The sequence below is a fragment of the Streptomyces sp. NBC_01485 genome, from assembly GCF_036227125.1.
GTDB lineage: Bacteria > Actinomycetota > Actinomycetes > Streptomycetales > Streptomycetaceae > Streptomyces.
On the sequence record NZ_CP109435.1, the window covers coordinates 4,506,794 to 4,530,946 of the forward strand.

General features: G+C 69.5%; 20 protein-coding genes and 4 tRNA genes. 10 read left to right on the forward strand and 14 right to left on the reverse strand.

The features are described from left to right. Positions 1 to 118 precede the first annotated feature (118 nt). The 3 genes from OG352_RS20480 to OG352_RS20490 form a co-directional block, all read right to left on the reverse strand. The gene (locus OG352_RS20480) at positions 119 to 2,509 is read right to left on the reverse strand and encodes a DEAD/DEAH box helicase (RefSeq protein WP_329218775.1); all 2,391 of its coding nucleotides are present in this window, start codon (positions 2,507 to 2,509) and stop codon (positions 119 to 121) included. A gap of 378 nt (positions 2,510 to 2,887) precedes the next feature. After that, positions 2,888 to 3,439, reverse strand: coding sequence for a hypothetical protein (locus tag OG352_RS20485; protein ID WP_329218777.1), 552 nt, complete (start codon positions 3,437 to 3,439; stop codon positions 2,888 to 2,890). Between the two features lie 131 nt (positions 3,440 to 3,570). After that, positions 3,571 to 3,921: a metallopeptidase family protein gene (locus OG352_RS20490; protein WP_067435541.1), complete on the reverse strand. Its 351-nt coding sequence runs from the start codon at positions 3,919 to 3,921 to the stop codon at positions 3,571 to 3,573. Between the two features lie 84 nt (positions 3,922 to 4,005). On the opposite strand from OG352_RS20490, the gene OG352_RS20495 reads away from it, so the two are divergent. The 6 genes from OG352_RS20495 to OG352_RS20520 all read left to right on the forward strand — a co-directional run bounded on the left by OG352_RS20495 (position 4,006) and on the right by OG352_RS20520 (position 10,271). After that, positions 4,006 to 5,637, forward strand: coding sequence for a metallophosphoesterase family protein (locus OG352_RS20495; RefSeq protein WP_329218779.1), 1,632 nt, complete (start codon positions 4,006 to 4,008; stop codon positions 5,635 to 5,637). Between the two features lie 80 nt (positions 5,638 to 5,717). After that, a tRNA-Glu gene (locus OG352_RS20500) sits at positions 5,718 to 5,790 on the forward strand. A 38-nt stretch (positions 5,791 to 5,828) separates the two neighbouring features. Next, positions 5,829 to 5,903 (forward strand) — tRNA-Asp (locus OG352_RS20505). Between the two features lie 30 nt (positions 5,904 to 5,933). Further along, positions 5,934 to 6,010, forward strand: a tRNA-Phe gene (locus OG352_RS20510). A gap of 113 nt (positions 6,011 to 6,123) precedes the next feature. Continuing rightward, entirely contained in the window at positions 6,124 to 10,101 is a 3,978-nt protein-coding gene (gene hrpA, locus OG352_RS20515) for an ATP-dependent RNA helicase HrpA (protein WP_329218781.1), read from the forward strand. A gap of 95 nt (positions 10,102 to 10,196) precedes the next feature. After that, a tRNA-Asp gene (locus OG352_RS20520) sits at positions 10,197 to 10,271 on the forward strand. A gap of 609 nt (positions 10,272 to 10,880) precedes the next feature. Here the strand turns inward: OG352_RS20520 and bldC are convergent. Further along, on the reverse strand, positions 10,881 to 11,087 hold the full coding sequence (gene bldC, locus OG352_RS20525) for a developmental transcriptional regulator BldC (protein WP_033321412.1): 207 nt from the start codon (positions 11,085 to 11,087) through the stop codon (positions 10,881 to 10,883). Positions 11,088 to 11,648: 561 nt separating this feature from the next. After that, entirely contained in the window at positions 11,649 to 12,494 is an 846-nt protein-coding gene (locus OG352_RS20530; protein WP_329218783.1) for a hypothetical protein, read from the reverse strand. Between the two features lie 188 nt (positions 12,495 to 12,682). Here OG352_RS20530 and OG352_RS20535 point away from each other — a divergent pair, with 188 nt between their 5' ends. Together OG352_RS20535 and OG352_RS20540 are read left to right on the forward strand one after the other, a co-directional pair. Further along, positions 12,683 to 13,786: a Leu/Phe/Val dehydrogenase gene (locus OG352_RS20535; protein WP_329218784.1), complete on the forward strand. Its 1,104-nt coding sequence runs from the start codon at positions 12,683 to 12,685 to the stop codon at positions 13,784 to 13,786. A gap of 366 nt (positions 13,787 to 14,152) precedes the next feature. Beyond that, positions 14,153 to 14,410, forward strand: coding sequence for a DUF3073 domain-containing protein (locus OG352_RS20540; protein WP_093781564.1), 258 nt, complete (start codon positions 14,153 to 14,155; stop codon positions 14,408 to 14,410). Positions 14,411 to 14,571: 161 nt separating this feature from the next. On the opposite strand, the gene purM is transcribed toward OG352_RS20540, so the two are convergent. The 6 genes from purM to OG352_RS20570 form a co-directional block, all read right to left on the reverse strand. Then, entirely contained in the window at positions 14,572 to 15,657 is a 1,086-nt protein-coding gene (gene purM, locus OG352_RS20545; protein WP_329218785.1) for a phosphoribosylformylglycinamidine cyclo-ligase, read from the reverse strand. A 36-nt stretch (positions 15,658 to 15,693) separates the two neighbouring features. Further along, positions 15,694 to 17,220: an amidophosphoribosyltransferase gene (purF, locus tag OG352_RS20550; RefSeq protein WP_329218786.1), complete on the reverse strand. Its 1,527-nt coding sequence runs from the start codon at positions 17,218 to 17,220 to the stop codon at positions 15,694 to 15,696. A gap of 232 nt (positions 17,221 to 17,452) precedes the next feature. Further along, complete coding sequence (locus OG352_RS20555; RefSeq protein ID WP_329218788.1) at positions 17,453 to 17,932, reverse strand: META domain-containing protein; 480 nt, start codon at positions 17,930 to 17,932, stop codon at positions 17,453 to 17,455. A 47-nt stretch (positions 17,933 to 17,979) separates the two neighbouring features. After that, positions 17,980 to 18,777, reverse strand: coding sequence for a maleylpyruvate isomerase family mycothiol-dependent enzyme (locus OG352_RS20560; RefSeq protein WP_329218790.1), 798 nt, complete (start codon positions 18,775 to 18,777; stop codon positions 17,980 to 17,982). Positions 18,778 to 18,898: 121 nt separating this feature from the next. Beyond that, complete coding sequence (locus OG352_RS20565) at positions 18,899 to 19,147, reverse strand: DUF397 domain-containing protein (RefSeq protein ID WP_329218792.1); 249 nt, start codon at positions 19,145 to 19,147, stop codon at positions 18,899 to 18,901. Beyond that, complete coding sequence (locus OG352_RS20570; RefSeq protein ID WP_329218793.1) at positions 19,144 to 20,235, reverse strand: helix-turn-helix domain-containing protein; 1,092 nt, start codon at positions 20,233 to 20,235, stop codon at positions 19,144 to 19,146. The genes OG352_RS20565 and OG352_RS20570 overlap by 4 nt, the downstream gene beginning before the upstream one ends. 17 nt (positions 20,236 to 20,252) lie before the next feature. Between OG352_RS20570 and OG352_RS20575 the strand changes: the two genes are divergently transcribed. Both OG352_RS20575 and OG352_RS20580 read left to right on the forward strand, forming a co-directional pair. After that, positions 20,253 to 20,480 (forward strand): hypothetical protein, encoded by a 228-nt coding sequence (locus OG352_RS20575; protein WP_329218795.1) that lies wholly within the window; start codon positions 20,253 to 20,255, stop codon positions 20,478 to 20,480. 37 nt (positions 20,481 to 20,517) lie between these two features. Then, a complete protein-coding gene (locus tag OG352_RS20580) occupies positions 20,518 to 20,796 on the forward strand; it encodes a hypothetical protein (RefSeq protein ID WP_329218796.1) in 279 nt (92 codons plus the stop codon). A 153-nt stretch (positions 20,797 to 20,949) separates the two neighbouring features. Here the strand turns inward: OG352_RS20580 and purL are convergent, their stop codons facing one another. Genes purL through purS form a run of 3 tightly spaced genes read right to left on the reverse strand, consistent with a single transcriptional unit; the run spans position 20,950 to position 24,145 of the window. Continuing rightward, positions 20,950 to 23,208 carry a phosphoribosylformylglycinamidine synthase subunit PurL gene (purL, locus tag OG352_RS20585; RefSeq protein ID WP_329218797.1) on the reverse strand — a complete coding sequence of 753 codons (2,259 nt, stop codon included), beginning with the start codon at positions 23,206 to 23,208 and terminating at the stop codon, positions 20,950 to 20,952. Then, positions 23,205 to 23,885, reverse strand: coding sequence for a phosphoribosylformylglycinamidine synthase subunit PurQ (purQ, locus tag OG352_RS20590; RefSeq protein WP_329218799.1), 681 nt, complete (start codon positions 23,883 to 23,885; stop codon positions 23,205 to 23,207). Before purQ ends, purL begins: the two co-directional genes overlap by 4 nt. Further along, positions 23,882 to 24,145 carry a phosphoribosylformylglycinamidine synthase subunit PurS gene (gene purS, locus OG352_RS20595; RefSeq protein WP_329218800.1) on the reverse strand — a complete coding sequence of 88 codons (264 nt, stop codon included), beginning with the start codon at positions 24,143 to 24,145 and terminating at the stop codon, positions 23,882 to 23,884. The genes purQ and purS overlap by 4 nt, the downstream gene beginning before the upstream one ends. Positions 24,146 to 24,153 lie beyond the last annotated feature (8 nt).

Below are 24,153 nucleotides of genomic sequence, written 5' to 3' on the forward strand. Positions count from 1 at the left end.
AACTTGGCTGAAACCCGACCGTGATCCGGCCGACCCGCGCACAACACCGAGGGGCCCGCACGACCGGAGTCGTACGGGCCCCTCGGGGCTGGCTCAGTTCACGCGGTTAGCGTTCGCGTCAGCCGTTGCGCTTCCAGCGCGGCTTGTCGTCGCGGCGGCCGGGGGTGCCGGAACCGGTGCCCGTGCCGGAGCCGGTGCCGGTGCCGCGGTGGTTGAAGGACGGGCGGTCGTGGCCGCCGGCACGGAAGCCCGGGCGGTCGTCGCGGCGGTCACGGTTGAACGGGCGGTCGCTGCCACGGTGGCCGGACGGGCGGTCGTCGCGACGGAAGCCGCCACGGTCGTTGTCCCGGTTGAAGCCGCCACCGGACGACGGACGGTCGTCACGACGGTCGCGGTTGAAGCCGCCGCCCGAGGAACGGTCGTCACGACGCTCGAAGGAACGGCCACCACGGTCGCTGTCACGGTTGTCACGGTTGAAACCACCGGACGGACGGTCGTCACGACGGTCACGGTTGAAACCGCCACCGGACGACGAACGGTCATCGCGACGGTCGCGGTTGAAGCCACCGCCCGAGGAACGGTCATCGCGGCGGTCACGGTTGAAGCCGCCACCGGACGGACGGTCGTCGCGACGGTCGCGGTTGAAGCCGCCGCCCGAAGAGCGGTCGTCACGACGCTCGAAGGAACGGCCACCACGGTCGCTGTCACGGTTGTCACGGTTGAAACCACCGGACGGACGGTCGTCACGACGGTCACGGTTGAAACCGCCACCGGACGACGAACGGTCATCGCGGCGGTCGTCACGGCGGTCGCGGCGCTCGTAGTTGCCCCGCTCGTCACGACGCTGACGCGGCTCGTAAGAAGAGGACTTCTCGTAGGCGGGCTTCTCGTAGGAGGACGGGCGCTCCTCGCGCACCGGAGCCTCGGTCGCCTGCGGGGCGGCCGACTGCTCCGGCAGGGAGACGTCGGCCACGGTCGCGGCCTCGGTCGCGGCGGCGGCCACGGCCGCCTCCGGGTCCTCGCCGCGCTCACGCGCCACGCGGGCCACCAGACGGTCGGCGTCCTCGCGCAGCTCGGTCGCCCGGCGCTGCGCGCGCTCCAGCTCCTTGGTGAGCTGGGAGACCTCACGCTCGGCCTGCTGCGCCGCGTTGCCCGCGGACTCGGCCTGGACCTCCGTCATCGACCGGGCGCCGGTGATCTCGGCGACCTCGGGCTCGAAGGCGGTGCCGCCCTGGATGATGTGACGCCCGGCGTCGACGCCCGCGTCCTCCATCAGGCGGAAGATCTGACGGCGCTGGTGCGGCAGGGAGAGCGAGACGACCGTGCCGGTACGGCCGGCACGCGCCGTGCGGCCCGCGCGGTGCAGGTAGTCCTTGTGGTCGCCGGCCGGGTCCACGTTCAGGACGAGGTCGATGCCGTCGACGTGGATACCGCGGGCGGCGACGTCGGTCGCGACGAGCGCGTTGACGTAACCGTCCTTGAAGTCGGCCAGCGTGCGGGTGCGCGCGCCCTGGGTCATGCCGCCGTGCAGCGCGTCGGCCTTCACGCCGGAGTCGCGCAGTTGCTCGGCGATCCGGTCGGCGCCGAGCTGGGTGCGCACGAAGATGATGGTGCGGCCCTTGCGGGACGCGATCGCGGCCGTGACCGGCGCCTTGTCCTTGGGCTTCACGATCAGGATGTGGTGCGACATGGTCGTGACGTTGCCCTGGGCGCTGTCGACCTCGTGCGTGACCGGGTTGCTCAGGTAGCGCTTGACCAGCGTGGAGATCTCGTTCTCCATCGTGGCCGAGAACAGCATCCGCTGGCCGCCGCCGGGGATCTGGTCGAGCAGCTCGGTGACCTCGGGCAGGAAGCCCAGGTCGGACATCTGGTCGGCCTCGTCGAGTACGGCGATCTGCACGTTCTCGAGGGAGCAGGCGCCGCGGTTGATGAGGTCGCGCAGCCGGCCCGGGGTGGCGACGAGGACGTCGACGCCGCGCTCCAGGGCGTAGATCTGGTTGCTCATCGACGTACCGCCGCAGACGACCTTCATCTTCAGGCCGAGGACGTCGCCGTAGGGCTGCAGCGCGTCCGCGACCTGCATCGCCAGCTCACGCGTCGGCGTGAGGATGACGGCGCGCGGCTTGCGCTTCTCGGTCGTGCCGCCGGCCAGCGTGGCCAGGGTCGGCAGACCGAAGGAGAGGGTCTTGCCGGAGCCGGTGCGGCCACGGCCGAGGATGTCCTTGCCGGCCAGGGCGTCCGGGATGGTCGCGGCCTGGATCGGGAAGGGGCTGGTCACACCGTTCTGCGCGAGCTTGCGCACGATGCCCTCGGGAAGCCCGAGGTCGCCGAAGGTCTGCTCGGGGGTCTCGGCCTCCACGGCTTCCTCCTCCACAGCCTCTACGGCCTCCACGATCTCGGCCTCGGCTTCGGTGAGTTCTGCGGCGTCGATGTCGATGACGTCGGTGAGCTCGATCGGCTCGTCGTTGCTCTCGGGCACGACGGCGTGATCAGTACTGGAAATGGACATGCGAATGCGAAACCTTCCGGAGTCTCCTCGGCACGCGCCCGTCAACTCCGTGTTCGCATCGCTTTACGACCGCCTCTATGCGGTCCGCCACGGCAAGGGAGAGTACGCGCCACACGGCGCGCTCTGTGGTGGCGCCGGGCAAATGGGATCAAACGATCTACTACCATACTCACCCTTGCCACCGAAGGCAAACCGAGCCCCATAACCGCAGCTCAGCAGCCATCCGGGTCCTGCGCCCTGCCGTTCCGAGGTCCACTCCCGGACTGGCCTAAGGTCGCCCCTGAGGTCGACCGTGAGGTCCCGTCCCGGGCCGGTCCGAGGTCCCACCGGCCCTAGGCCAGCGACCCCGCCCAGGCCACGCCCGGGCCGGCGAACCCCCTAGACCGGCGAAGCCGCCTCGGGCGCCGCTTCCGGAGCCGGCTCCCGCTCCGCCAACTGCGGCGCCGTCCCCCCGCCGTCCTCGTGCGCCGAGGCCGACGGCTCGGCGACCGTCGGCTCCGGGGAGGGCGACGGCGGCTCCGGCGACGGCACGGGCGGCTCCGGGTCCGGCGAGCGGGTGGGCGCCGTCGGCTGCGCCTTGGTCGGCGTGGGCGCCCCCGGCTTGTCGGTCCTCCCCGGCTTCACCGCCCCCGCCGAGGCCGACGCGCTCGCACCGGCCGACGGCGCGGCCGAGGCGGATGCCGACGCGCTCGCCTTCGCCGCGTCACCCTTCCCGTGCCCGTGCTTGCCGTCGCCGCCCGCCGCGCCCATCCCGAAGCCGCCGCCCACGCCCGCCGAACCCCCGTCCGGCGCCTCACCGGCCTGCTGCCCCGCCGAGTGCGACGGCTTGACCCGGCCGCCCTCCTCGTCCCCCACGCTCATGCAGCCGGCGGCCGCGGCGACGGCCATGACCGTCACGGCCAGACGAACGGGTACGTACAAGGGGCGCACGGGGCCACCTCCGGTGCAGGCGTATGGAGTCGACGTGCCCAACTCCCGCCGCCCACAAGAAGACACGCCCGGGACACGCGCCCCCACCGGACGCCTCGCCGGACTCCGCACCGGACATCCCGCCGGACGCCTCAGCCGTACCCCAGCGCGTGCAGCCGCGCGTCGTCGATGCCGAAGTGATGGGCGATCTCGTGCACCACCGTCACCTCGGTCTCCGCCACGACCTCCTCCCGCGACCCGCACATCCGCAGCGTGGGCCCCCGGTAGATCGTGATCCGGTCCGGCAGCACCCCCGCGTACCACTCCCCGCGATCCGTCAGCGGAGTCCCCTCGTAGAGCCCGAGCAGCTCGGGATCGTCCGCCGGCGGCTCGTCCTCGACGAACACCGCGACGTTGTCCATCAGCCGCGTCAACTCCGGCGGAATCCGGTCCAGCGCCTCGGCGACCAGTTCCTCGAACTCCTCACGCGTCATCTCCAGCACAGGCCCATTGTCCGGTACGAGGCCGCCGTACGAAGGGTCCGAACCGTTCGCATACCAGCGCCCGGACCGGGGCATACGGCACCAATGGCCCGCGCCCGCGTCCCCGCCGCAGCCCTGAACCGCCTCAAGCGCCGCAACAGCACCAAGAACAGGATCAGGAACAGCAGCAGGACGGTCCCCGAACTCGCCGCCCGGCCAGGCCCCTGGGCCCGCGCCTTCGGGCTGACCGCCGTCGTCCTGTTCGGCGCCTGGCTCGGGCTGCTGATCGTCGGCGACGTCCGCGTGCCCGTCGGCCCCATGGACACGACCATGACCCTGCGCCCGTCCGTCACCGGCGGCACGAAGATCAACGTCTCCCCGCTCGGCGCGCTCACCCTGGACAGCCACCACGCCCCGGTCCGCCTCGACGTGAACGTCGACCAGCTCGACCCGGTCCGCGCCCAGGCCCTCGTCGACCACCCCGAACGCCTCTCCGGCCTCCAGGACGAGATCGTCCGCGACGTCGAACACGGCACCCTCGACCTGGCACTCCGCTCCTGCGTCGCCGTCGTCTCCGGCGCCACCGCCCTCGGCCTCGCCGTCTACCGCCGCCCCCGCCGCGCCCTCGCCGCCGGCGGCCTCGCCCTCACCCTCCTGGGCGCCTCGGGCGCGACCGCGTACGCCACCTGGAACCCCAACTCGGTGCTGGAACCGCGCTTCTCGGGCCTGCTGTCCTCGGCGCCCTCCATCGTCGGCAACGCGCGCAGCATCGTCACCGAGTTCGACGTCTACCAGCGGGAACTCGCCCGCCTGGTCACCAACGTGACCAAGCTCTACGACGTCACCTCCACGCTCCCCGCCTACCAGCCGGACCCGACGACCGTCCGCGTCCTGCACGTGTCCGACATCCACCTCAACCCCGCGAGCTGGAAGATCATCGCCTCGCTCGTCGAGCAGTACAAGGTCAACGTGATCGTCGACTCCGGCGACACCATGGACCACGGCACGGCGGCGGAGAACGGCTTCCTGGACCCCATCGCCCACCTGGGCGCGCCGTACGTCTGGGTCAGGGGCAACCACGACTCCCTCGTCACCCAGCGCTACCTGGCGGGCATGAAGAACGTGCACGTCCTCGACGACGGCCGCGCGGTCACCGTCGCCGGGCTGCGCTTCGCGGGCATCGGCGACCCCCAGTTCACCCCCGACCGCTCCACCGTGCCGGGCGCCGCCGAGACCCAGGAGGCGGCGGGCGCCCGGCTGGCGGCCGCCCTGCGCGCCCAGCAGGCCGCCGGCACCCCGGCCGACGTGGCCGTCGCCCACGAGCCCTCCGCCGCCCGCGGCACGGACGGCGCGGTGCCGCTCGTCCTGGCCGGCCACCTCCACCACGAGGAGATGGAGGTCATGAAGCAGGGCACCCGGCTGCGCGTCGAGGGCTCGACCGGCGGCAGCGGCCTGCGCGCCGTCGAGGGCAAGTACCCCGACCCCATCGAGGCGTCGATCCTCTACTTCGACCGCGACACCCGCCGCCTCCAGGCCTGGGACGAGATCAAACTCGGCGGCCTGGGCCTGACGACGGCCGAGGTCAGCCGCCACCTCCCGAAGGAGAACCAACCGGGCGCCGACAAGTCGCCGTCCCCCGAGTCCCCCACCCCGAGCCCCGCCCCCACTCCTTCCCCCAGCACCGCCGAAACCGCCGCCGGAACCCCGTCCCGAACCCCCTCCAGGACGGCCCGGTAAACCGTTTTGGCGATACCCCCCGCCATCCCATATGCTCATGACGTCCCCGACGCGCTGAGAAGCGCCCAGGCGGGCCGATAGCCCTCATCGTCTAGCGGCCTAGGACGCCGCCCTTTCAAGGCGGTAGCACGGGTTCGAATCCCGTTGGGGGCACGCAACACCGTGTGCGACACTGTCGTACGCAACAGCTGGGTCCTGTGGAGCAGTTTGGAGTGCTCGCCACCCTGTCAAGGTGGAGGCCGCGGGTTCAAATCCCGTCAGGACCGCTGAGGTTTCCGTTTCACGTGAAACCTCGTGGCTGGGTAGCTCAGTTGGTACGAGCGATCGCCTGAAAAGCGATAGGTCGCCGGTTCGACCCCGGCCCCAGCCACCAGAACGAAAACCCCCTCCGGGCAACTGGAGGGGGTTTTCGTCGCTCCGCGTCAGGTGAGGCGGCCCCAAAAGCGCTCGCCCCTTCTTTCGCCAAGATGAGATCCTGGATCGCGTATGTCTACGCACCCCGCCCCCGGCGCCTCTGCCCCGGGAACCCCCGCCCTCGGCGCTCTCGCCCCCCGCCTGGCCGAGCTGTCTCTGCGCGACGCGCATCGGCTCGGGCGCAGGCTCGAAGGCGCGCGCAGGATCCGCAAGCCGGAGGCCCGTGCCGCCGTCCTCGCCGAGATCGAGGCGGAGGTCGCGCAGGTCGAGGAGCGGATGACGCTGCGGCGCAGCCGTGTGCCCGCCGTCTCGTACCCCGAGCAGCTCCCGGTCAGCCAGAAGAAGGACGATATCGCGGCCGCCATCCGTGATCACCAGGTCGTCATCGTCGCCGGTGAGACGGGGTCCGGCAAGACGACCCAGATCCCGAAGATCTGTCTCGAGCTGGGTCGTGGCGTGCGCGGGATGATCGGGCACACCCAGCCCCGTCGCATCGCCGCCCGTACGGTCGCCGAGCGGGTCGCCGAGGAGCTGCGGACGCCGCTCGGTGAGGCCGTCGGCTGGAAGGTGCGGTTCACCGACCAGGTGAACCCGGACGCCACCTTCGTGAAGCTGATGACGGACGGCATCCTGCTCGCGGAGATCCAGACCGACCGTGAGCTGCGCGCGTACGACACGATCATCATCGACGAGGCCCACGAGCGGTCCCTCAACATCGACTTCCTGCTGGGCTACCTCGCCCAGTTGCTGCCGCGCCGGCCGGACCTCAAGGTCGTCATCACCTCCGCGACCATCGACCCGGAGCGTTTCTCCCGGCACTTCGGCGACGCCCCGATCGTCGAGGTCAGCGGGCGGACGTATCCGGTGGAGGTGCGTTACCGACCGCTCCTCGAAGACGAGTCCGACGACGCCGACCGGGATCAGATCACCGCGATCTGCGATGCCGTGGAGGAGCTCCAGGCCGAGGGGCAGGGCGACATCCTCGTCTTCCTCTCCGGTGAGCGGGAGATCCGGGACACCGCGGACGCGCTGGAGAAGAAGAGATACCGGTTCACCGAGGTACTGCCTCTCTACGCCCGGCTGTCGCACGCCGAGCAGCACCGGGTGTTCCAGCAGCACACGGGCCGCAGGATCGTTCTGGCGACGAACGTGGCCGAGACGTCCCTGACCGTCCCGGGCATCAAGTACGTCATCGACCCCGGCTTCGCCCGGATCAGCCGCTACAGCCACCGCACCAAGGTCCAGCGGCTGCCCATCGAGGCGGTCTCGCAGGCCAGCGCCAACCAGCGCAAGGGCCGCTGCGGCCGGACCAGCGACGGCATCTGCATCCGGCTGTACGACGAGGACGACTTCGTCGCCCGCCCGGAGTTCACGGACGCGGAGATCCTCCGGACGAACCTGGCGAGCGTCATCCTCCAGATGACGGCGGCCGGGCTCGGCGAGATCGAGAAGTTCCCGTTCATCGACCCGCCGGACCACCGCAACATCCGTGACGGCGTGCAGCTCCTCCAGGAGCTGAACGCGCTGGACCCGACCGAGAAGGACCCGCGCAAGCGGCTCACGCCGACCGGCCGCAAGCTGGCCCAGTTGCCCGTAGATCCGCGGCTGGCCCGGATGGTCCTGGAGGCCGAGAAGAACGGCTGTGTCCGCGAGGTCATGGTGATAGCCGCCGCGCTGTCCATCCAGGACCCGCGCGAGCGGCCGGCCGACAAGCAGACGCAGGCCGACCAGCAGCACGCCCGTTTCAAGGACGAGACCAGCGACTTCCTCGCGTATCTCAACCTGTGGCGGTACGTCCGCGAGCAGCAGAAGGAGCGAGGGTCCTCCTCCTTCCGGCGGATGTGCAAGCAGGAGTACCTGAACTTCCTGCGCATCCGTGAGTGGCAGGACATCTACTCGCAGTTGCGCACGGTCGCCAAGCAGATGGGGATCCATCCGAACGAGGAGGACGCGGCCGAGCAGAGTGTCCACGTCTCCCTCCTCGCCGGTCTGCTCTCGCACATCGGCATGAAGGACGTGAAGGACGGCAACAAGAACGAGTATCTGGGCGCGCGGAGCGCCAAGTTCGCGCTCTTCCCGGGCTCGGCCCTGTTCAAGAAGCAGCCCCGGTTCGTCATGTCCGCGGAGTTGGTGGAGACGTCCCGTCTCTGGGCGCGGGTCAACGCGAAGATCGAGCCGGAGTGGGTGGAGCCGCTCGCCGGGCATCTCCTGAAGCGGACGTACAGCGAGCCGCGCTGGGAGAAGGACCAGGCGGCCGTGATGGCGGACGAGAAGGTCACGCTGTACGGCGTGCCGATCATCGCCCAGCGGAAGGTCAACTACGGCCGGATCGACCCGGAGACCTCCCGCGAGCTGTTCATCCGCAACGCGCTCGTCGAGGGCGACTGGCGCACGCACCACAAGTTCTTCGCCGACAACCGCCGGCTCCTCAGCGAGGTCGAGGAGCTGGAGCACCGGGCGCGGCGGCGGGACATCGTCGTCGACGACGACACGCTGTTCGACTTCTACGAGCAGCGGGTGCCCGAACACGTGGTGTCCGGCGCGCACTTCGACTCCTGGTGGAAGCACAAGCGGCACGAGCAGCCCGATTTCCTGGACTTCGAGCGGGAGATGCTCATCCGGGAGTCGGCGGAGGCGGTCACGAAGGCCGACTATCCGGACGCGTGGCGGCAGGGTCCGCTGAAGTTCCCGGTCACGTACCAGTTCGAGCCGGGCGCGGACGCGGACGGTGTGACCGTCCACATCCCGCTCCAGGTGCTCAACCAGGTCACGGACGAGGGATTCGACTGGCAGATCCCGGGTCTGCGGGAGGAGGTCGTCACGGAGCTGATCCGTTCCCTGCCGAAGCCGATCCGCCGCAACTACGTGCCGGCGCCGAACTTCGCGCAGCGTTTCCTGGGCCAGGCGGCGCCGCTCCAAGGGCCGCTCACGACGGCGATGGCCCGCGATCTGAAGCGCATGGTCGGTGTCCCCTTCGAGGCGGACGACTTCGACTGGTCGCGGCTCCCCGACCACCTGAAGATCACCTTCCGGATCGTCGACGAGCGGCGCCGCAAGCTGGCCGAGGACAAGGACCTGGAGTCCCTGAAGCTCCGGCTGAAGCCGAAGGCGAGGCAGGCCATCTCGCAGGCCGCCGCGGCCACCGCCGAACGGCAGGGCGGCGAGTCCCTGGAGCGTTCGGGCCTGACGGACTGGACGATCGGCGCGCTCACCCGCGTCTTCGAGACCCGCCGCGCCGGCCAACCGGTGAGGGCGTACCCGGCGCTGGTCGACGACGGACCGACGGCGAACACGGTGTCCGTACGCCTCTTCGACACGGAGGCGGAGCAGGCGGAGGCGATGTGGAAGGGCACCCGCCGGCTGATCCTGCGCAACATCCCGGTCAACCCGGCAAAGTTCGCATCCGAGAAGTTGACGAACGCTCAGAAGATCGCGCTGTCGGCGAATCCGCACGGTTCCATCCAGGCTCTGTTCGACGACTGCGCGATGGCGGCGGCGGACCGGCTGATCGCCGACTTCGGCGGTCCGGCGTGGGACGAGGAGTCGTTCCGGAAGCTGTACGACAAGGTGCGCGCGGAGATCGTCGACACGACGGTGCGGACGGTCGGGCAGGTGCAGCAGGTGCTGGCCGCCTGGCAGGCCTGTGAGCGCCGTCTGAAGGGCGTACGCAGCCCCGTGCTCCTGGCGAACCTCACGGACGTACGGGGGCAGTTGGACGCCCTGGTGAAGCCCGGTTTCGTGACGTGGGCGGGCCTGCGCCGGCTGCCCGACCTCATGCGCTACCTGGTGGCGGTGGACCGGCGCCTGCAGCAGATGCCGACCGGCGTGCAGCGGGACACCAGCCGCATGGAGAAGGTCCACGAGATGCAGGACGAGTACGCCTGGCTCCTGGAACAGCTCCCCCCGGGCCGGCCGGTGCCGTCCTCGGTGCTGGACATCCGCTGGATGATCGAGGAGCTGCGGGTCAGCTACTTCGCGCACGCGCTGGGCACGGCGTACGCGGTCTCCGACAAGCGGATCGTGAAGGCGATCGACGCGGCGGTGCCGTAACGGATCCCGTACGGAGGGTGAGTTCGACCAGCAGGCTCACCCTCCTGTACAGTCCTTCTCGCAGCACAACGCAACATCAAGTGCCGCGAAAACCTGGTCCTGTGGAGCAGTTTGGAGTGCTCGCCACCCTGTCAAGGTGGAGGCCGCGGGTTCAAATCCCGTCAGGACCGCAGTAACAGAGAGCCCGGATCTTCGGATCCGGGCTCTCTGCGTTCCCCGACGCGCCCTTGACGGCGTCGCGTCCGGCCCGGTACCCAGATCTCAGGGACCGCCCCCGCACAGCCCGCGAGCGTCGACGCCCAACTCCCCTTTAGCGCACATGGGTCAGCGGCGACAAGGCTTCCGGCATGTGACAGGTGTCACCGCATGAGTTTCGAAAACCCGGGTTCTTACCGGTCGCCTACAACTGGTCAATTTTATATGTGCAATTGCACCACTCGGTAGGAAGTCCGGAGGAAGTCCGGGAGATGCCCCCAGGAACCCTCCCAGAGCCTCCCCAGACTCCGACAAGGTCGCTCACAGAGTCACCTGATACGACCTGATGCGACCACGAAGAGCGGCCCTCAGCGGCCTCAGGCAGTCCCAAGCGGTCTCAAGCGGTCTCAAGTGGCACCAGGCGCACAAAAAAAGATCGCGCTGGACCCGGCGGAGTCCAGCGCGATCGACGACGTTCCCAGTGGGCGAGGGGCCTGTTGGGGCAGGACCCACGTCGCTTGGAGCTAGGTTTCGGGCGTCCGAACAGGTTGGGGGACCTGACGTGTTGCCCGCATATTCAGTTGTCAGGCTTCGGTGCGCTGCTGCGGGATCCCCGCAAGCAGAGCGCGGACCTCGGCCTCGCGATAACGGCGATGTCCGCCGAGCGTACGAATCGACGTGAGCTTGCCGGCCTTCGCCCACCGTGTGACCGTCTTAGGGTCCACACGGAACATGGTGGCGACCTCAGCCGGGGTCAGCAGCGGCTCAGCATCAGGGGTGCGAGCGGTCATGAGCGGCCTCCTCGGGAGAACCGAACCTTCTCGGTTCTTTCCTCTAAATTCTGCACCTTGACCCGCGTTGCCCGAAATGGCGGACGCGAGTCGAGTCGGTTATAGGACGAACGGCTTGTCCTCGGCACTACAACTACACCATCCGTCCAGCCGCGTCGGCCAAACCGATGGAATTGCCCCCCAGGTGTTCATCGGCGACGGAAGCCGATGGACCATGCCATAGCGGACAGTCACGCCACTGTGACGATCAGTCACAGTGGCGATCAGGAGTCACCAGACTCCACAAAGCGTGCATTACTGAGATTTCCCCCCACAGTGGAACATAAGCGGGTGGAGGAGTCCTCCCCGGACTCCTTGTCCTATTTTGGCACGAGGAGGGGCAAGCGGCGCAAGGGCCGTGTACGTGCGGTCCGTCACCCTTGCGACATAAGCCCGGATCGGGACCTACGTCCCGTCAGTTCCGTGAAGTGCGTTTGACGGTACGCTGTCCGGCCACTTCTGGTCCGTGACGTGCGTCACATGCGCCACCGCTGTAGCGCCTGTCACACCGTCAGTTGATCATCAGTTCGCGGAGCGCCTGTTCCGGACCGACCGCCACCGCTCCACGAGCCGCGCGTACGCCTCGCCGGCCGCCGCGCCGTCGCCGGTCCGCAGCGCCTCGATGCCCTCGGCCACGTCCTTCGCCGAGTGATCGTCCTCCAGCTCGCCGGCCGGCAGCACGTGCACGAGGCCGCCGTAATCCAGTTCCACAAGCGAACGCGGGTGGAATTCCTCCAGCCAGCGCCCCACGTCCAGCAGGCCGTCGATCAGCGGCCCCTCGTCCATCGCGTCCTTCAGCGTGCGCAGCGACCGGGCCACCCGCCGCCGCGCCTGCACCATGGGCGTGCGGTAGCGCAGCACGGGTGCGACCTCCGCCGTCCCCTTGCCGTACTCCCGCTCCCCGTCGGAGACGAGCACGAACCAGTTGATCGGCACCTGCCAGATCGCCGTGCGGATCCACGGGCGGGCGTCGGGGTTGCGCTCCAGCCACCGCTCGTGGTCCTTCGCCGCCTGCAGGCGTACGACCTCGGGGAGCGCCGCGTCGAGGACCGACCGGGGCAGCTCGTCGCCGTCCAGCTCCGCCAGGGCCAGCCAGCCGCGCAGCCGGGTGCGCCAGGGGCAGACGCAGAGCACGCCGTCCACCTCGGTCACGAACGCGTCGCCGCTCTCGTGCACCGGTACCCCGACCGGCGGGGTGGGCAGCAGGTCGGCCAGCGAGCGGCGCAGCTCGTCCTGGTAGGAGGGGAGCTCGGGGCGGCGGGCGTAGGCCGTCCAGTGGGTGCGTTCGGGCTCGGGAAAGGCGGCCAGCGGCTCGTACACGCGCAGATAGGCCGCGTACGGGACGATCACCGAGGACTCCTTGGGCACGCCTGCTCCCTCCCCCTTCCGCGGACCGGGAAACCCCGCGCATCGTCCCACGGCGGCACTCCGGAAGAAGTGATCCTCCACAGGTCGCGATCGGCGGGCCGCGCAGGCTCTACGCTCAGTTCACAGGCCCCGCCACCCTTACGGTGCCTGCGCCCCGAACCGCCGCTAGTCACCCGGGAGTCACCACAGTGACCGACGTATCCGGCGCACCTGCTGACGTACTGCACACCCTGTTCCACTCGAACCAGGGCGGCCATGAGCAGGTCGTGTTCTGCCAGGACCGTGTCAGCGGCCTCAAGGCCGTCATCGCGCTCCACTCCACCGCCCTGGGCCCCGCCCTCGGCGGTACCCGCTGCTACCCCTACGCGACCGAGGCGGAGGCCGTCGCCGACGCGCTGAACCTCGCGCGCGGGATGTCGTACAAGAACGCCATGGCCGGTCTGGACCACGGCGGCGGCAAGGCCGTGATCATCGGTGATCCGGACACGATCAAGACCGAAGCGCTGCTGCTCGCGTACGGCCGTTTCGTGGCCTCGCTCGGCGGGCGGTACGTGACCGCCTGCGATGTCGGCACGTATGTCGCCGACATGGACGTCGTGGCGCGCGAGTGCCGCTGGACGACCGGGCGCTCGCCGGAGAACGGCGGGGCCGGCGACTCGTCCGTGCTGACCGCCTTCGGCGTCTACCAGGGCATGCGGGCCTCGGCCCAGCACCAGTGGGGCGATCCGTCGCTGCGGGGCCGCAAGGTCGGCGTCGCGGGCGTCGGCAAGGTCGGCCACCACCTGGTGGAGCACCTGCGGGCCGAGGGCGCCGAGGTCGTGATCACCGACGTACGCGAGGACGCCGTACGCCGGATCCTCGGCCGGCACCCGGAAGGGGTGACGGCGGTCGCCGACACCGAGGCGCTGATCCGCGTGGACGGGCTCGACGTGTACGCCCCCTGCGCGCTCGGCGGGGCGCTCGACGACGGCTCGGTGCCGGTGCTGACGGCGAGGATCGTCTGCGGCGCGGCCAACAACCAGCTCGCCCACCCGGGCGTCGAGAAGGACCTCGCCGACCGCGGGATCCTCTACGCCCCGGACTACGTGGTGAACGCCGGCGGGGTCATCCAGGTCGCCGACGAGCTGCACGGCTTCGACTTCGAGCGGTGCAAGGCGAAGGCCGCGAGGATCTTCGACACCACGCTGGGAATCTTCGCACGTGCGAAGGAGGACGGGATTCCACCGGCCGCCGCGGCCGACCGGATCGCCGAGCAGCGGATGCACGAGGCGGCCCAGGCACGCGGCTGGTGACCGGCCGGTGACGGACTGACGAGGGGCCGGTGGGGCTCTGTGAGAGTCCCACCGGGGTTCAGCCGGGGTTCCCGTGGCGGCTCGTCCGAGGGTTTCGGCGGTACCGGCCGGTGGAAAGTTAGAGAGAACTCACACTCTCCCCGGCGGGTCGGCCGCCGATAAGTGGTTAAAATCGCCACTGACCAGCAAGGACGGGTCGTCTGAAAGGTGCTGCGCACACGCGCGTGCGGCGGGCGACGTACCGTACGGGCGTGGGCTCAGGTACCGTGGGAGCCCTACGACGGGCTCTCCATGGAGAGGCCGTCCTGGATCATGAACGCGTGTCAACCTGGGGCCGTCGAGCCCCGTCGTTGAGGGGGTCGAGCCATGGGGCGCGGCCGGGCCAAGGCCAAGCAAGCGAAGGTCGCCCGCCAGCTGAAGTACAACAGCGGCGGGACGGATCTCTCACGCCTGGCCGAAGAGCTGGGCGCATCGCCATCGAATATTCCGCCGAACGCTGAGCCGTTCGAGGATGATGACGATGAGCAAGACGAGGACGACCCGTACGCCCGGTACGCCGAGCTGTACGGGGCCGACGACGAGGATGACGGCGAGGATTCCTCGCAACACCGTCGCGGCGCTTGACCTTGTACTGAGCACCCGCCCGGTCGGTGACTTCGGTCACCGGCCGGGTCTTGTGCTGCCTGCACGGGTATTGCCCGTGCGGTTACTGCCTGTGCGATTACTGCCTGTGCGGTTACCGCCTGCGCGGTCCTGACCGCGCAGGCAGTCCCAGCGGGCGGGTCCTAGCGGGCGTAGTCGCCGACCAGTTCGGCTCCCGTGGTGTGCTCGCCGCGCTCGGTGATCTCGCCGGCGATCCAGGCGTCGACCCCGCGGTCGGCCAGTGTGGCCAGGGCCACGTCCGCCGACTCGCCGGGCACGATCGCCATCATGCCGACGCCCATGTTCAGGGTCTTCTCCAGCTCCAGGCGCTCGACCGAGCCGGTCCGGCCGACGAGGTCGAAGATCGGGTCCGGGGTCCAGGTGGAGCGGTCCACGGTCGCGTGCAGCGCGTCGGGGATCACGCGGGCCAGGTTGGCCGCGAGGCCGCCGCCGGTGATGTGCGAGAAGGCGTGCACGTCCGCCGTACGGGTGAGGGCCAGGCAGTCCAGGGAGTAGATCTTGGTGGGTTCCAGGAGCTCTTCGCCGAGCGTGCGGCCGAGGTCGTCGATCCGGGCGTCGAGGGCCAGGCCCGCCTGGTTCAGCAGGACATGCCGGACCAGGGAGTACCCGTTCGAGTGAAGGCCGGAGGACGCCATGGCGATCACCGCGTCACCCGTGCGGATACGGTCCGGGCCGAGCAGCCGGTCGGCCTCCACGACGCCCGTACCGGCGCCGGCGACGTCGAAGTCGTCCTCGCCGAGCAGGCCCGGGTGTTCGGCGGTCTCGCCGCCGACGAGGGCGCAGCCGGCGAGGACACAGCCCTCGGCGATGCCCTTGACGATGGCGGCGACCCGCTCGGGGTGGACCTTGCCGACGCAGATGTAGTCGGTCATGAACAGCGGCTCGGCGCCGCACACCACGATGTCGTCCATGACCATCGCGACCAGGTCGTGGCCGATGGTGTCGTACACGCCGAGCTGGCGGGCGATGTCGACCTTGGTGCCGACGCCGTCCGTGGCGGAGGCGAGGAGCGGGCGCTCGTAGTGCTTGAGGGCGGAGGCGTCGAAGAGGCCGGCGAAGCCGCCGAGGCCGCCGAGGACCTCGGGCCGCCGCGTCTTCTTCACCCACTCCTTCATCAGCTCTACGGCGCGGTCGCCCGCTTCGATATCGACGCCGGCGGCCGCGTAGGAAGCACCGGTTCCGGATACACCGGACGTGGTCTCAGACATTGCCTGGGATCTTTCGAGTTGATGGGGATACGGGGCTTACGGGCGACGGATGGCGTCAGCCGCGGCCGTGGCTGCGGGACCCGCGGCCAGCTCCGTCTCCAGGAGCTGCTTGCCGAGCAGCTCGGGGTCGGGCAGCTCCATCGGGTACTCGCCGTCGAAGCAGGCGCGGCAGAGGTCCGGCTTGGCGATGGTGGTCGCCTCGATCATGCCGTCGAGGGAGATGTACGAGAGGGAGTCGGCGCCCAGCGAGGTGCCGATCTCGTCGATGGTCATGCCGTTGGCGATGAGCTCCGCGCGGGTGGCGAAGTCGATGCCGAAGAAGCAGGGCCACTTCACGGGCGGCGAGGAGATCCGGATGTGGACCTCGGCCGCGCCCGCCTCGCGGAGCATGCGCACCAGGGCCCGCTGGGTGTTGCCGCGGACGATCGAGTCGTCGACGACGACCAGCCGCTTGCCCTTGATGACTTCCTTCAGCGGGTTCAGCTTCAGGCGGATGCCGAGCTGCCGGATGGTCTGCGAGGGCTGGATGAAGGTCCGGCCGACGTACGCGTTCTTGACGAGACCCGCGCCGAAGGGGATGCCGGAGGCCTCCGCGTAGCCGATAGCGGCCGGGGTGCCGGACTCCGGGGTCGCTATGACCAGGTCGGCGTCGGCCGGGGCTTCCTTGGCGAGCTTGCGGCCCATCTCCACGCGGGAGAGGTACACGTTCCGCCCGGCGATGTCGGTGTCGGGGCGGGCCAGGTACACGTACTCGAAGACACAGCCCTTGGGCTTCGCGTCCGCGAATCGGGAGGTGCGCAGGCCGTTCTCGTCGATGGCGATGAACTCGCCCGGCTCGATCTCGCGGACGTAGGCCGCGCCGCAGATGTCGAGGGCGGCGGACTCGGAGGCGACCACCCAGCCGCGCTCGAGGCGGCCGAGGACCAGCGGGCGGATGCCCTGCGGGTCGCGGGCGGCGTAGAGGGTGTGCTCGTCCATGAAGACGAGCGAGAAGGCGCCCTTGACCTGCGGGAGGACCGCGTGGGCGGCTTCCTCGATGGTCAGCGGCTTGCCGTCCTCGTCGACCTGGGCCGCGAGGAGCGCGGTGAGCAGGTCGGTGTCGTTGGTCGCCGCGACGCGCGGGGACCGGCCTTCCTGCTTGGGCAGGTCGGCGACCATCTCGGCGAGCTGGGCGGTGTTGACGAGGTTGCCGTTGTGGCCGAGCGCGATCGAGCCGTGCGCGGTGGCACGGAACGTCGGCTGGGCGTTCTCCCACACGGAGGCGCCGGTGGTCGAGTAGCGGGCGTGACCGACCGCGATGTGACCGAGGAGCGAACCGAGCGAGGTCTCGTCGAAGACCTGGGAAACGAGGCCCATGTCCTTGAAGACAAGGATCTGGGAGCCGTTGCTGACCGCGATTCCCGCGGATTCCTGGCCTCGATGCTGGAGGGCGTAGAGCCCGAAGTAAGTGAGCTTGGCGACCTCTTCACCGGGAGCCCAGACTCCGAAGACGCCGCAAGCGTCCTGGGGTCCTTTCTCGCCGGGGAGCAGATCATGACTGAGTCGACCGTCACCACGTGGCACGCCACCGAGTGTAGGCGAGATCGACCACTGGTCCGAATTGGGGATACCCGCCGGTAACTGGATCACTCGTCGGCGAACGCGTCCACGATCGGCTCGTTTTCGCAGGTCAGATGGGATATGTGATGATCCACTTGTTGGCCGGACGGAGTTCCGGGGTGACCCGGCGGGGACCCGTTCCGAGCGCGTGAGTGAGGTGTCGCACACCAATAGGGCCGGTGGGCCGGGGTCGGCGTCACTTTTTGGTCAGGTGGACCTGGTCGCCGTCGGCTGTGCCGAGGGTCAGCGTGGTGCCCTCGACCTCGGTGGTGAGGGTGCCCTTGCCGAGGGTTCCGGACAGCGTGCGCTCGAAGGTCATGGGCTGGCCCGTGCAGGCCATCCTGGTCGACCGGGCGTCGCTGAAGCGGACGCTGTCGGCGGCGACGGCGGCCGTGGCGGTGAAGGTGTTGCAGCCGTAGCTGCCCGCCGCCTTGCTGTCCTCGATCTCCAGGTGCGCGCCGTCCGGTGCCTGGTGGGTGGTGCCGTTGACAGTGACGCTGTCGATGTTCCACCGGACCCCGGTGACGGGCTGCTCGGCGCTCACCGCCCCGCTGCCGGGCTGTTCGCCGCCGGCCTTCTCCGCGCCGCAGGCCGCGGCGAGCGGTATGAGGACGACAGCAGCGGCCGTCAGCATCATGCGCTGCTTGTGCCTGTACTTGTCCGTGTACGTGTACATGCCGATGTGACGGTCCCCGGAGACGACCGGTTCCCCTACGCCGGCGACTACGACAGCAGCGGCAGCAAATGCGCGAGATCGGCCCGCTCGCCGCTCGCGCTGACCTTCGCCTCCTCGACGGCGTCCTGCCAGGTCACCCGGCCGGTCGCCAGCCGCATCCAGGTCAGCGGGTCCGTCTCGACGACGTTGGGCGGGGTGCCCCGGGTGTGCCGGGGCCCTTCGACGCACTGCACGACGGCGTACGGCGGGATCCGCACCTCCGTCGCACCGCCGGGTGCCTTGACCGCGAGGGCGTCGGCGAGCAGCCGGGTGGCGGCCGCGAGCGCCTGTCGGTCGTACGGGATCTCCAGGCCGGGGACTGCGGCGTTGAGGTCGTCGGTGTGGACGACGAGTTCGACGGTACGGGTGACGAGGTAGTCGGCGAGGGTCATCGCGCCGGTGCGGGCGGCGAGGCGGCGGTCGCCGGGGGCGGTGGCGAGGGCCTCGGTGAGGCATTCCCCGGTGCGGGTGTAGAGGGCGTCCAGGTCGGGGTGGGCGGCGGCGAGGGCCACGGTGTCGTCGGAGATGCCGGCGGCTCGGACGGCGGTGGCGAAGGGCCACTCCAGGAGGGCGAGCTCCGCTTTCGGGGGCTCGTCCCGGTCGAGGTTGCGGCTGACGGTCTCCACGGCCATGGTCACGTGCGCGGCCAGCTCCCGCACGGACCAGCCCGCCAGCCGCGTGGGCATCGCGAGCTGCTCCGCGCTGAGCCCGCCGACCCCCTCCCGCACGTTGACGAACTGGGCCAGTACGGCGGCCCGAGTCTTGACGGGGTCGTACACACGGGTGCGCTTCTTGGCCGGGGGCATGCGGGTGAGCCTAGTCAGCGACGCTGCCGGCGAATTCCGCCTAGGCGATCCGGGTCTTGGCGAGTCCGTGCCGGAGACCCGGGTGGTGTCCCGCGAAATGTGACACATCACCCTGGGAGTGTCACGTTCGTAGAACTGGGACCCGGCCGCTCGTGGATTCGCCAACATGGTCGACGAAGGTTGTGAATGCCACCGGCGGCAGCAGGAGGGCGGGGCCGCTCGGGAACTTGGAGTCGCGGACGGCCACGCGGGCGTGGGTCGGGATGAGGTTCGCGACCTCGACGCAGCTACCGCCCGTTTGGTCGCTGTACGAGGACTTGAACCAGGCACCCGTGTCGGCCAGTTCGAGGGCGTTGTGGTGTGTGGTCATGACTGTTCCAACTCTCGTTCCGCTCGCTTCAGGAAGTCGTGCGTCGCCCTGGGCCCGCCGGCGTCGGCCCGCATGGCATCGAACCGACGCTTGTACGCCCAGATCTCCGTGTCCTTGTCAGTGACGTTCACCGCGCTGAAGCCGTCGACGCTCACGACGGTGGGCAGGGGCGGCTCGAACTCCATGAGGATGAAGTTCTGGCCGGAGCGGTAGACGGGCTGACTCATCGGCAGGATCTGCACGGTGACATTGTCCAACACCGCCAGTTCCGCCAGGTGTTCGTACTGCTCCCGCATTACTTCCGGGCCGCCGTACACGCGTCGCAAGACGGCCTCGTCGAGGATCGCGTGGATCTCGACCGGGCGTTCGCTGCGGGTGATGGCCTCCTTGCGCCTCATCCGGATCTCAATGTTCCGCTCGACGAACTCCGTGTTGCGCTCGTCGACCGGCTTGGCGCTCTCGAACTGGGCTCGTGCGTAGGACGCCGTCTGGAACAACCCGAACATGACGTCTGGTTGGTAGATCCTGAGGATCTTGGCGTCGCCCTCAAGCCCCACGCTGAGATTGAAGCCGGAGGGCATGAAGAGCCGGTACGGCGACCACCATCCCCGGTTCAGCGAGTTCTTGTGGATGTCCAACAGGAACTCGATGTCCCCCGGGTCGCTCACCCCGTACCGCTTCAGCAGTGACTTGAGGTCCTGCACCCGAGGGAGGCTGGTCAGGCCCCTCTCCACGCGGTGCAGGGTCGACTCGGACACGCTCGTCCCCTTGACCGCCTGGCCCCTCGTGATACCCCGCCCCAACTCCCCTCCGCCGTCGGCCTGCTCGCGCAGGCGTCGCAGCTCCTGTCCCAGTTGCATACGACGGATCGTGGGCCCCGTCTTCGCTGCCACCGTGTCCACCTCTTTTCGTGCTGTGCCGACCAACTCGACCCGCATGCCCACCGAATGACGCTCGGTGCCCGGCGGATCGCAGCCAGTGCCCGGAGTCTGGCATACCGTGCCCTGCGTCCGCAGCCATATGCCCACCACCGGGCATATACCAGTCAACGAGGGATTCCCTTGTTCGATTGCGGAGCCCTGCTCCACCTGCGGAAAGTGGTCCCATGGCTACCCCACGCAAACCCAGCCCGCGCCCCCGCACCGACGCCCCCTTCCTCATCGGTGACCGGGTTCGGGGCACCACCTACGTCCCGCCCGACGCCCGCCGTCGGGAACGCCGCGAGCCCTTCGAGGGCGTCGTCGTTCAGGTCGGGTCCGGGTACGCCGGCGTCGACGCGAGGAGGCGTTTCTCTGGGTGCGGCTCGCCGATCACACCGAGCGCCAAGCGCTGATCACGGAGACCGAGTTGGCGTCGGAGGCGGTCCGCAAGTGAACCTCGTGGACCTCGTCCTCGGCTGCCTCGCCGGTCTCCTCGCGCTGCTCGCCGTCGTCTTACTGCTCACGTCGTACGACGAGCCGGCTCCCCCGGACCCCGTCCCCGCCGAGCGGGAAACCCTCCCCGCGCGGCGCATCCTGGGCACCGGTCTCGGTGGGGCCTGGCCGCCCGTCACCTTCTGCGACGGACGCTGCTGTCCAGCCCCCTCGCCCCTGCCCTACGCCACCGGGATCCTCCGGATCACCGAAGCCCACTCCCCGCCCACCAGGTAGTCCCCACAAAAATGTGACACTTCAGTACCCGAGTGTCACATTCCCGCACCTCACCCACCGGGACCCTGCGTGCAACGACGAAGGCCCCGCTCGCCGAAACGAACGGGGCCTTCACAGCCGTAGAGCCACGGAACCGCGAAACTGCGTGACCGCTTACGCGAGCAGCGCCGGGATCGTCTCCTCGTGGGCCTTGCGCAGCTCCTCCAGGGACAGTTCGAACTCGCCCTGGAGCTCGACCGTGTCGCCGTCGACGACACCGATGCGGGTGACGGGCAGGCCGCGCGCCCCGCACATGTCGTTGAAGCGGAGTTCCTCGGAGCGCGGCACGGCCACGACCGCGCGGCCGGCCGACTCGGAGAAGAGGAGGGTGAAGGCGTCCAGGCCGTCCGGGACGATCAGACGCGCGCCCTTCTCACCGAGCAGCGCCGACTCGACGACCGCCTGGATCAGACCGCCGTCGGACAGGTCGTGCGCGGAGTCGACCATTCCGTCGCGGGAGGCGGAGATCAGGATCTCGGCGAGGAGGCGTTCGCGCTCCAGGTCGACCTTGGGCGGCAGGCCACCCAGGTGGTCGTGGACGACCTGGGACCAGGCCGAGCCGCCAAACTCCTCACGTGTGTCGCCGAGCAGGTAGAGGAGCTGGCCCTCTTCCTGGAAGGCGACCGGCGTGCGGCGCGCGACGTCGTCGATGACGCCCAACACCGCGACGACCGGGGTCGGGTGGATGGCCACCTCGCCCGTCTGGTTGTAGAGAGACACGTTGCCGCCCGTCACCGGGGTGCCCAACTGCTGGCAGGCGTCGGCCAGTCCGCGCACGGCCTCCGCGAACTGCCACATCACCGCCGGGTCTTCGGGCGAGCCGAAGTTCAGGCAGTCGGAGACGGCGAGGGGCTTCGCGCCGGTCGTCGCCACGTTCCGGTACGCCTCGGAGAGCGCCAACTGCGCGCCCGCGTACGGGTCGAGCTTGGCGTACCGGCCGTTGCCGTCGGTCGCGATGGCGACGCCGAGGCCGGTCTCCTCGTCGATCCGGATCATGCCCGAGTCCTCGGGCTGGGCGAGAACGGTGTTGCCCTGCACGAAGTGGTCGTACTGGGACGTGATCCACTTCTTCGAGGCCTGGTTGGGAGACCCCACCAGCTGCAGGACCTGGTCCTTGAGCTCCGCCGAAGTCGTGGGCCGGGGAAGCTTGTTGGCGTCGTCCGCCTGGAGGGCGTCCTGCCAGTGCGGGCGGGCGTACGGACGCTCGTAGACCGGGCCGTCGTGGGCGACCGTGCGCGGGTCGACGTCGACGATCTTGCCGCCGTGCCAGAAGATCTCCAGCCGGTCGCCGTCGGTCACCTCACCGATGACGGTGGCGATGACGTCCCACTTGTCGCAGATCTCCAGGAACCGGTCGACCTTCGCCGGCTCGACGACCGCGCACATGCGTTCCTGCGACTCGCTCATGAGGATTTCCTCGGGCGAGAGCGTCGAGTCGCGCAGCGGTACGTCGTCCAGCGTCACGCGCATGCCGCCGGAGCCGTTGGACGCCAACTCGCTGGTGGCGCAGGAGAGTCCGGCCGCGCCGAGGTCCTGGATGCCGACGACCAGCTTCTCGGCGAAGGCCTCCAGGGTGCACTCGATGAGGAGCTTCTCCTGGAAGGGGTCGCCGACCTGGACCGCCGGGCGCTTCGACGGCTTGGCGTCGTCGAAGGTCTCGGACGCCAGGATCGACGCGCCGCCGATGCCGTCGCCGCCCGTGCGAGCCCCGTACAGGATGACCTTGTTGCCCGCGCCGGACGCCTTCGCCAGGTGAATGTCCTCGTGCCGCATCACACCGATGGCACCGGCGTTGACCAGCGGGTTTCCCTGGTAGCAGGAGTCGAAGACGACCTCGCCGCCGATGTTCGGCAGACCCAGGCAGTTGCCGTAGCCGCCGATGCCCGCGACGACGCCCGGCAGGACGCGCTTGGTGTCGGGGTGGTCCGCCGCGCCGAAGCGCAGCGGGTCGACGACCGCGACCGGCCGCGCGCCCATCGCGATGATGTCGCGCACGATGCCGCCGACGCCCGTGGCCGCGCCCTGGTAGGGCTCGACGTAGGAGGGGTGGTTGTGCGACTCGACCTTGAAGGTGACCGCGTAGCCCTGGCCGACGTCCACCACGCCCGCGTTCTCGCCGATGCCGACGAGAAGAGCATCTGATTGGGGCGCCTTCTCGCCGAACTGGCGCAGGTGCACCTTCGACGACTTGTAGCTGCAGTGCTCGGACCACATGACCGAGTACATGGCGAGCTCGGCACCGGTGGGCCGGCGGCCGAGGATCTCCACGACCCGCTCGTACTCGTCCTTCTTCAGGCCGAGTTCGGCCCAGGGCAGCTCGACGTCGGGGGTCTCGGCCGCGTGCTCGACCGTGTCCAGAGGCGTCCGGCTCATGCGTTGACCAGCTTCTTGAGGATCGAGGTGAAGAAGGGGAGGCCGTCGGTGCGGCCGGAGCCGATGAGCGGCTCGACGGCGTGCTCCGGGTGCGGCATGAGGCCTACGACGTTCCCGGCCTCGTTCGTGATGCCGGCGATGTCACGGAGCGAGCCGTTCGGATTGAAGTCGACGTACCGGAAGGCGACGCGGCCCTCCGCCTCGAGCTTGTCGAGGGTGTACTCGTCGGCGACGTACCGGCCGTCCATGTTCTTCAGCGGGATGTGGATCTCCTGGCCCGCCTCGTAGTCGGCGGTCCAGGCGGTCTCCGCGTTCTCCACCCGCAGCTTCTGGTCGCGGCAGATGAAGTGGAGGTGGTCGTTGCCGAGCATGCCGCCGGGGAGGAGGTGGGCCTCGGTGAGGACCTGGAAGCCGTTGCAGATACCCAGGACCGGAAGGCCGGCCTTCGCCTGCTCGATGACGGTCTCCATCACCGGCGAGAAGCGGGAGATGGCTCCGGCGCGCAGATAGTCGCCGTAGGAGAAACCGCCGGGCAGTACCACGGCGTCCACCTGGTGGAGGTTCTTGTCCTTGTGCCAGAGAGCGACGGGTTCGGCACCCGCGAGGCGGATCGCACGCTGCGTGTCCCGGTCGTCGAGGCTGCCCGGGAAAGTGACGACGCCAATACGAGCGGTCACTTCGCTGCCTCCGCGACTTCATCAACGCGGACCGTGAAGTCCTCGATCACGGTGTTGGCGAGGAAGGATTCCGCAAGATCATGGATGCGGGCGAGGGCGGCGTCGTCGACGGGGCCGTCAACTTCCAGTTCGAATCGCTTTCCCTGACGTACGTCGGAGATGCCTTCGAAACCCAGCCGCGGCAGTGCGCGCTGCACCGCCTGGCCCTGGGGGTCGAGGATCTCCGGCTTGAGCATGACGTCGACTACGACGCGTGCCACTGGCACTC

What these genes read in the sequence shown, in the direction of transcription:
- OG352_RS20480 (WP_329218775.1), bottom strand. Translation starts at nt 2,509, where the DNA reads ATGTCCATTTCCAGTACTGATCACGCCGTCGTGCCCGAGAGCAACGAC.
- OG352_RS20495 (WP_329218779.1), top strand. Translation starts at nt 4,006, where the DNA reads ATGGCCCGCGCCCGCGTCCCCGCCGCAGCCCTGAACCGCCTCAAGCGC.
- hrpA (WP_329218781.1), top strand. Translation starts at nt 6,124, where the DNA reads ATGTCTACGCACCCCGCCCCCGGCGCCTCTGCCCCGGGAACCCCCGCC.
- bldC (WP_033321412.1), bottom strand. Translation starts at nt 11,087, where the DNA reads ATGACCGCTCGCACCCCTGATGCTGAGCCGCTGCTGACCCCGGCTGAG.
- OG352_RS20540 (WP_093781564.1), top strand. Translation starts at nt 14,153, where the DNA reads ATGGGGCGCGGCCGGGCCAAGGCCAAGCAAGCGAAGGTCGCCCGCCAG.
- purM (WP_329218785.1), bottom strand. Translation starts at nt 15,657, where the DNA reads ATGTCTGAGACCACGTCCGGTGTATCCGGAACCGGTGCTTCCTACGCG.
- OG352_RS20555 (WP_329218788.1), bottom strand. Translation starts at nt 17,932, where the DNA reads ATGTACACGTACACGGACAAGTACAGGCACAAGCAGCGCATGATGCTG.
- OG352_RS20560 (WP_329218790.1), bottom strand. Translation starts at nt 18,777, where the DNA reads ATGCCCCCGGCCAAGAAGCGCACCCGTGTGTACGACCCCGTCAAGACT.
- OG352_RS20565 (WP_329218792.1), bottom strand. Translation starts at nt 19,147, where the DNA reads ATGACCACACACCACAACGCCCTCGAACTGGCCGACACGGGTGCCTGG.
- OG352_RS20575 (WP_329218795.1), top strand. Translation starts at nt 20,253, where the DNA reads ATGGCTACCCCACGCAAACCCAGCCCGCGCCCCCGCACCGACGCCCCC.
- purL (WP_329218797.1), bottom strand. Translation starts at nt 23,208, where the DNA reads ATGAGCCGGACGCCTCTGGACACGGTCGAGCACGCGGCCGAGACCCCC.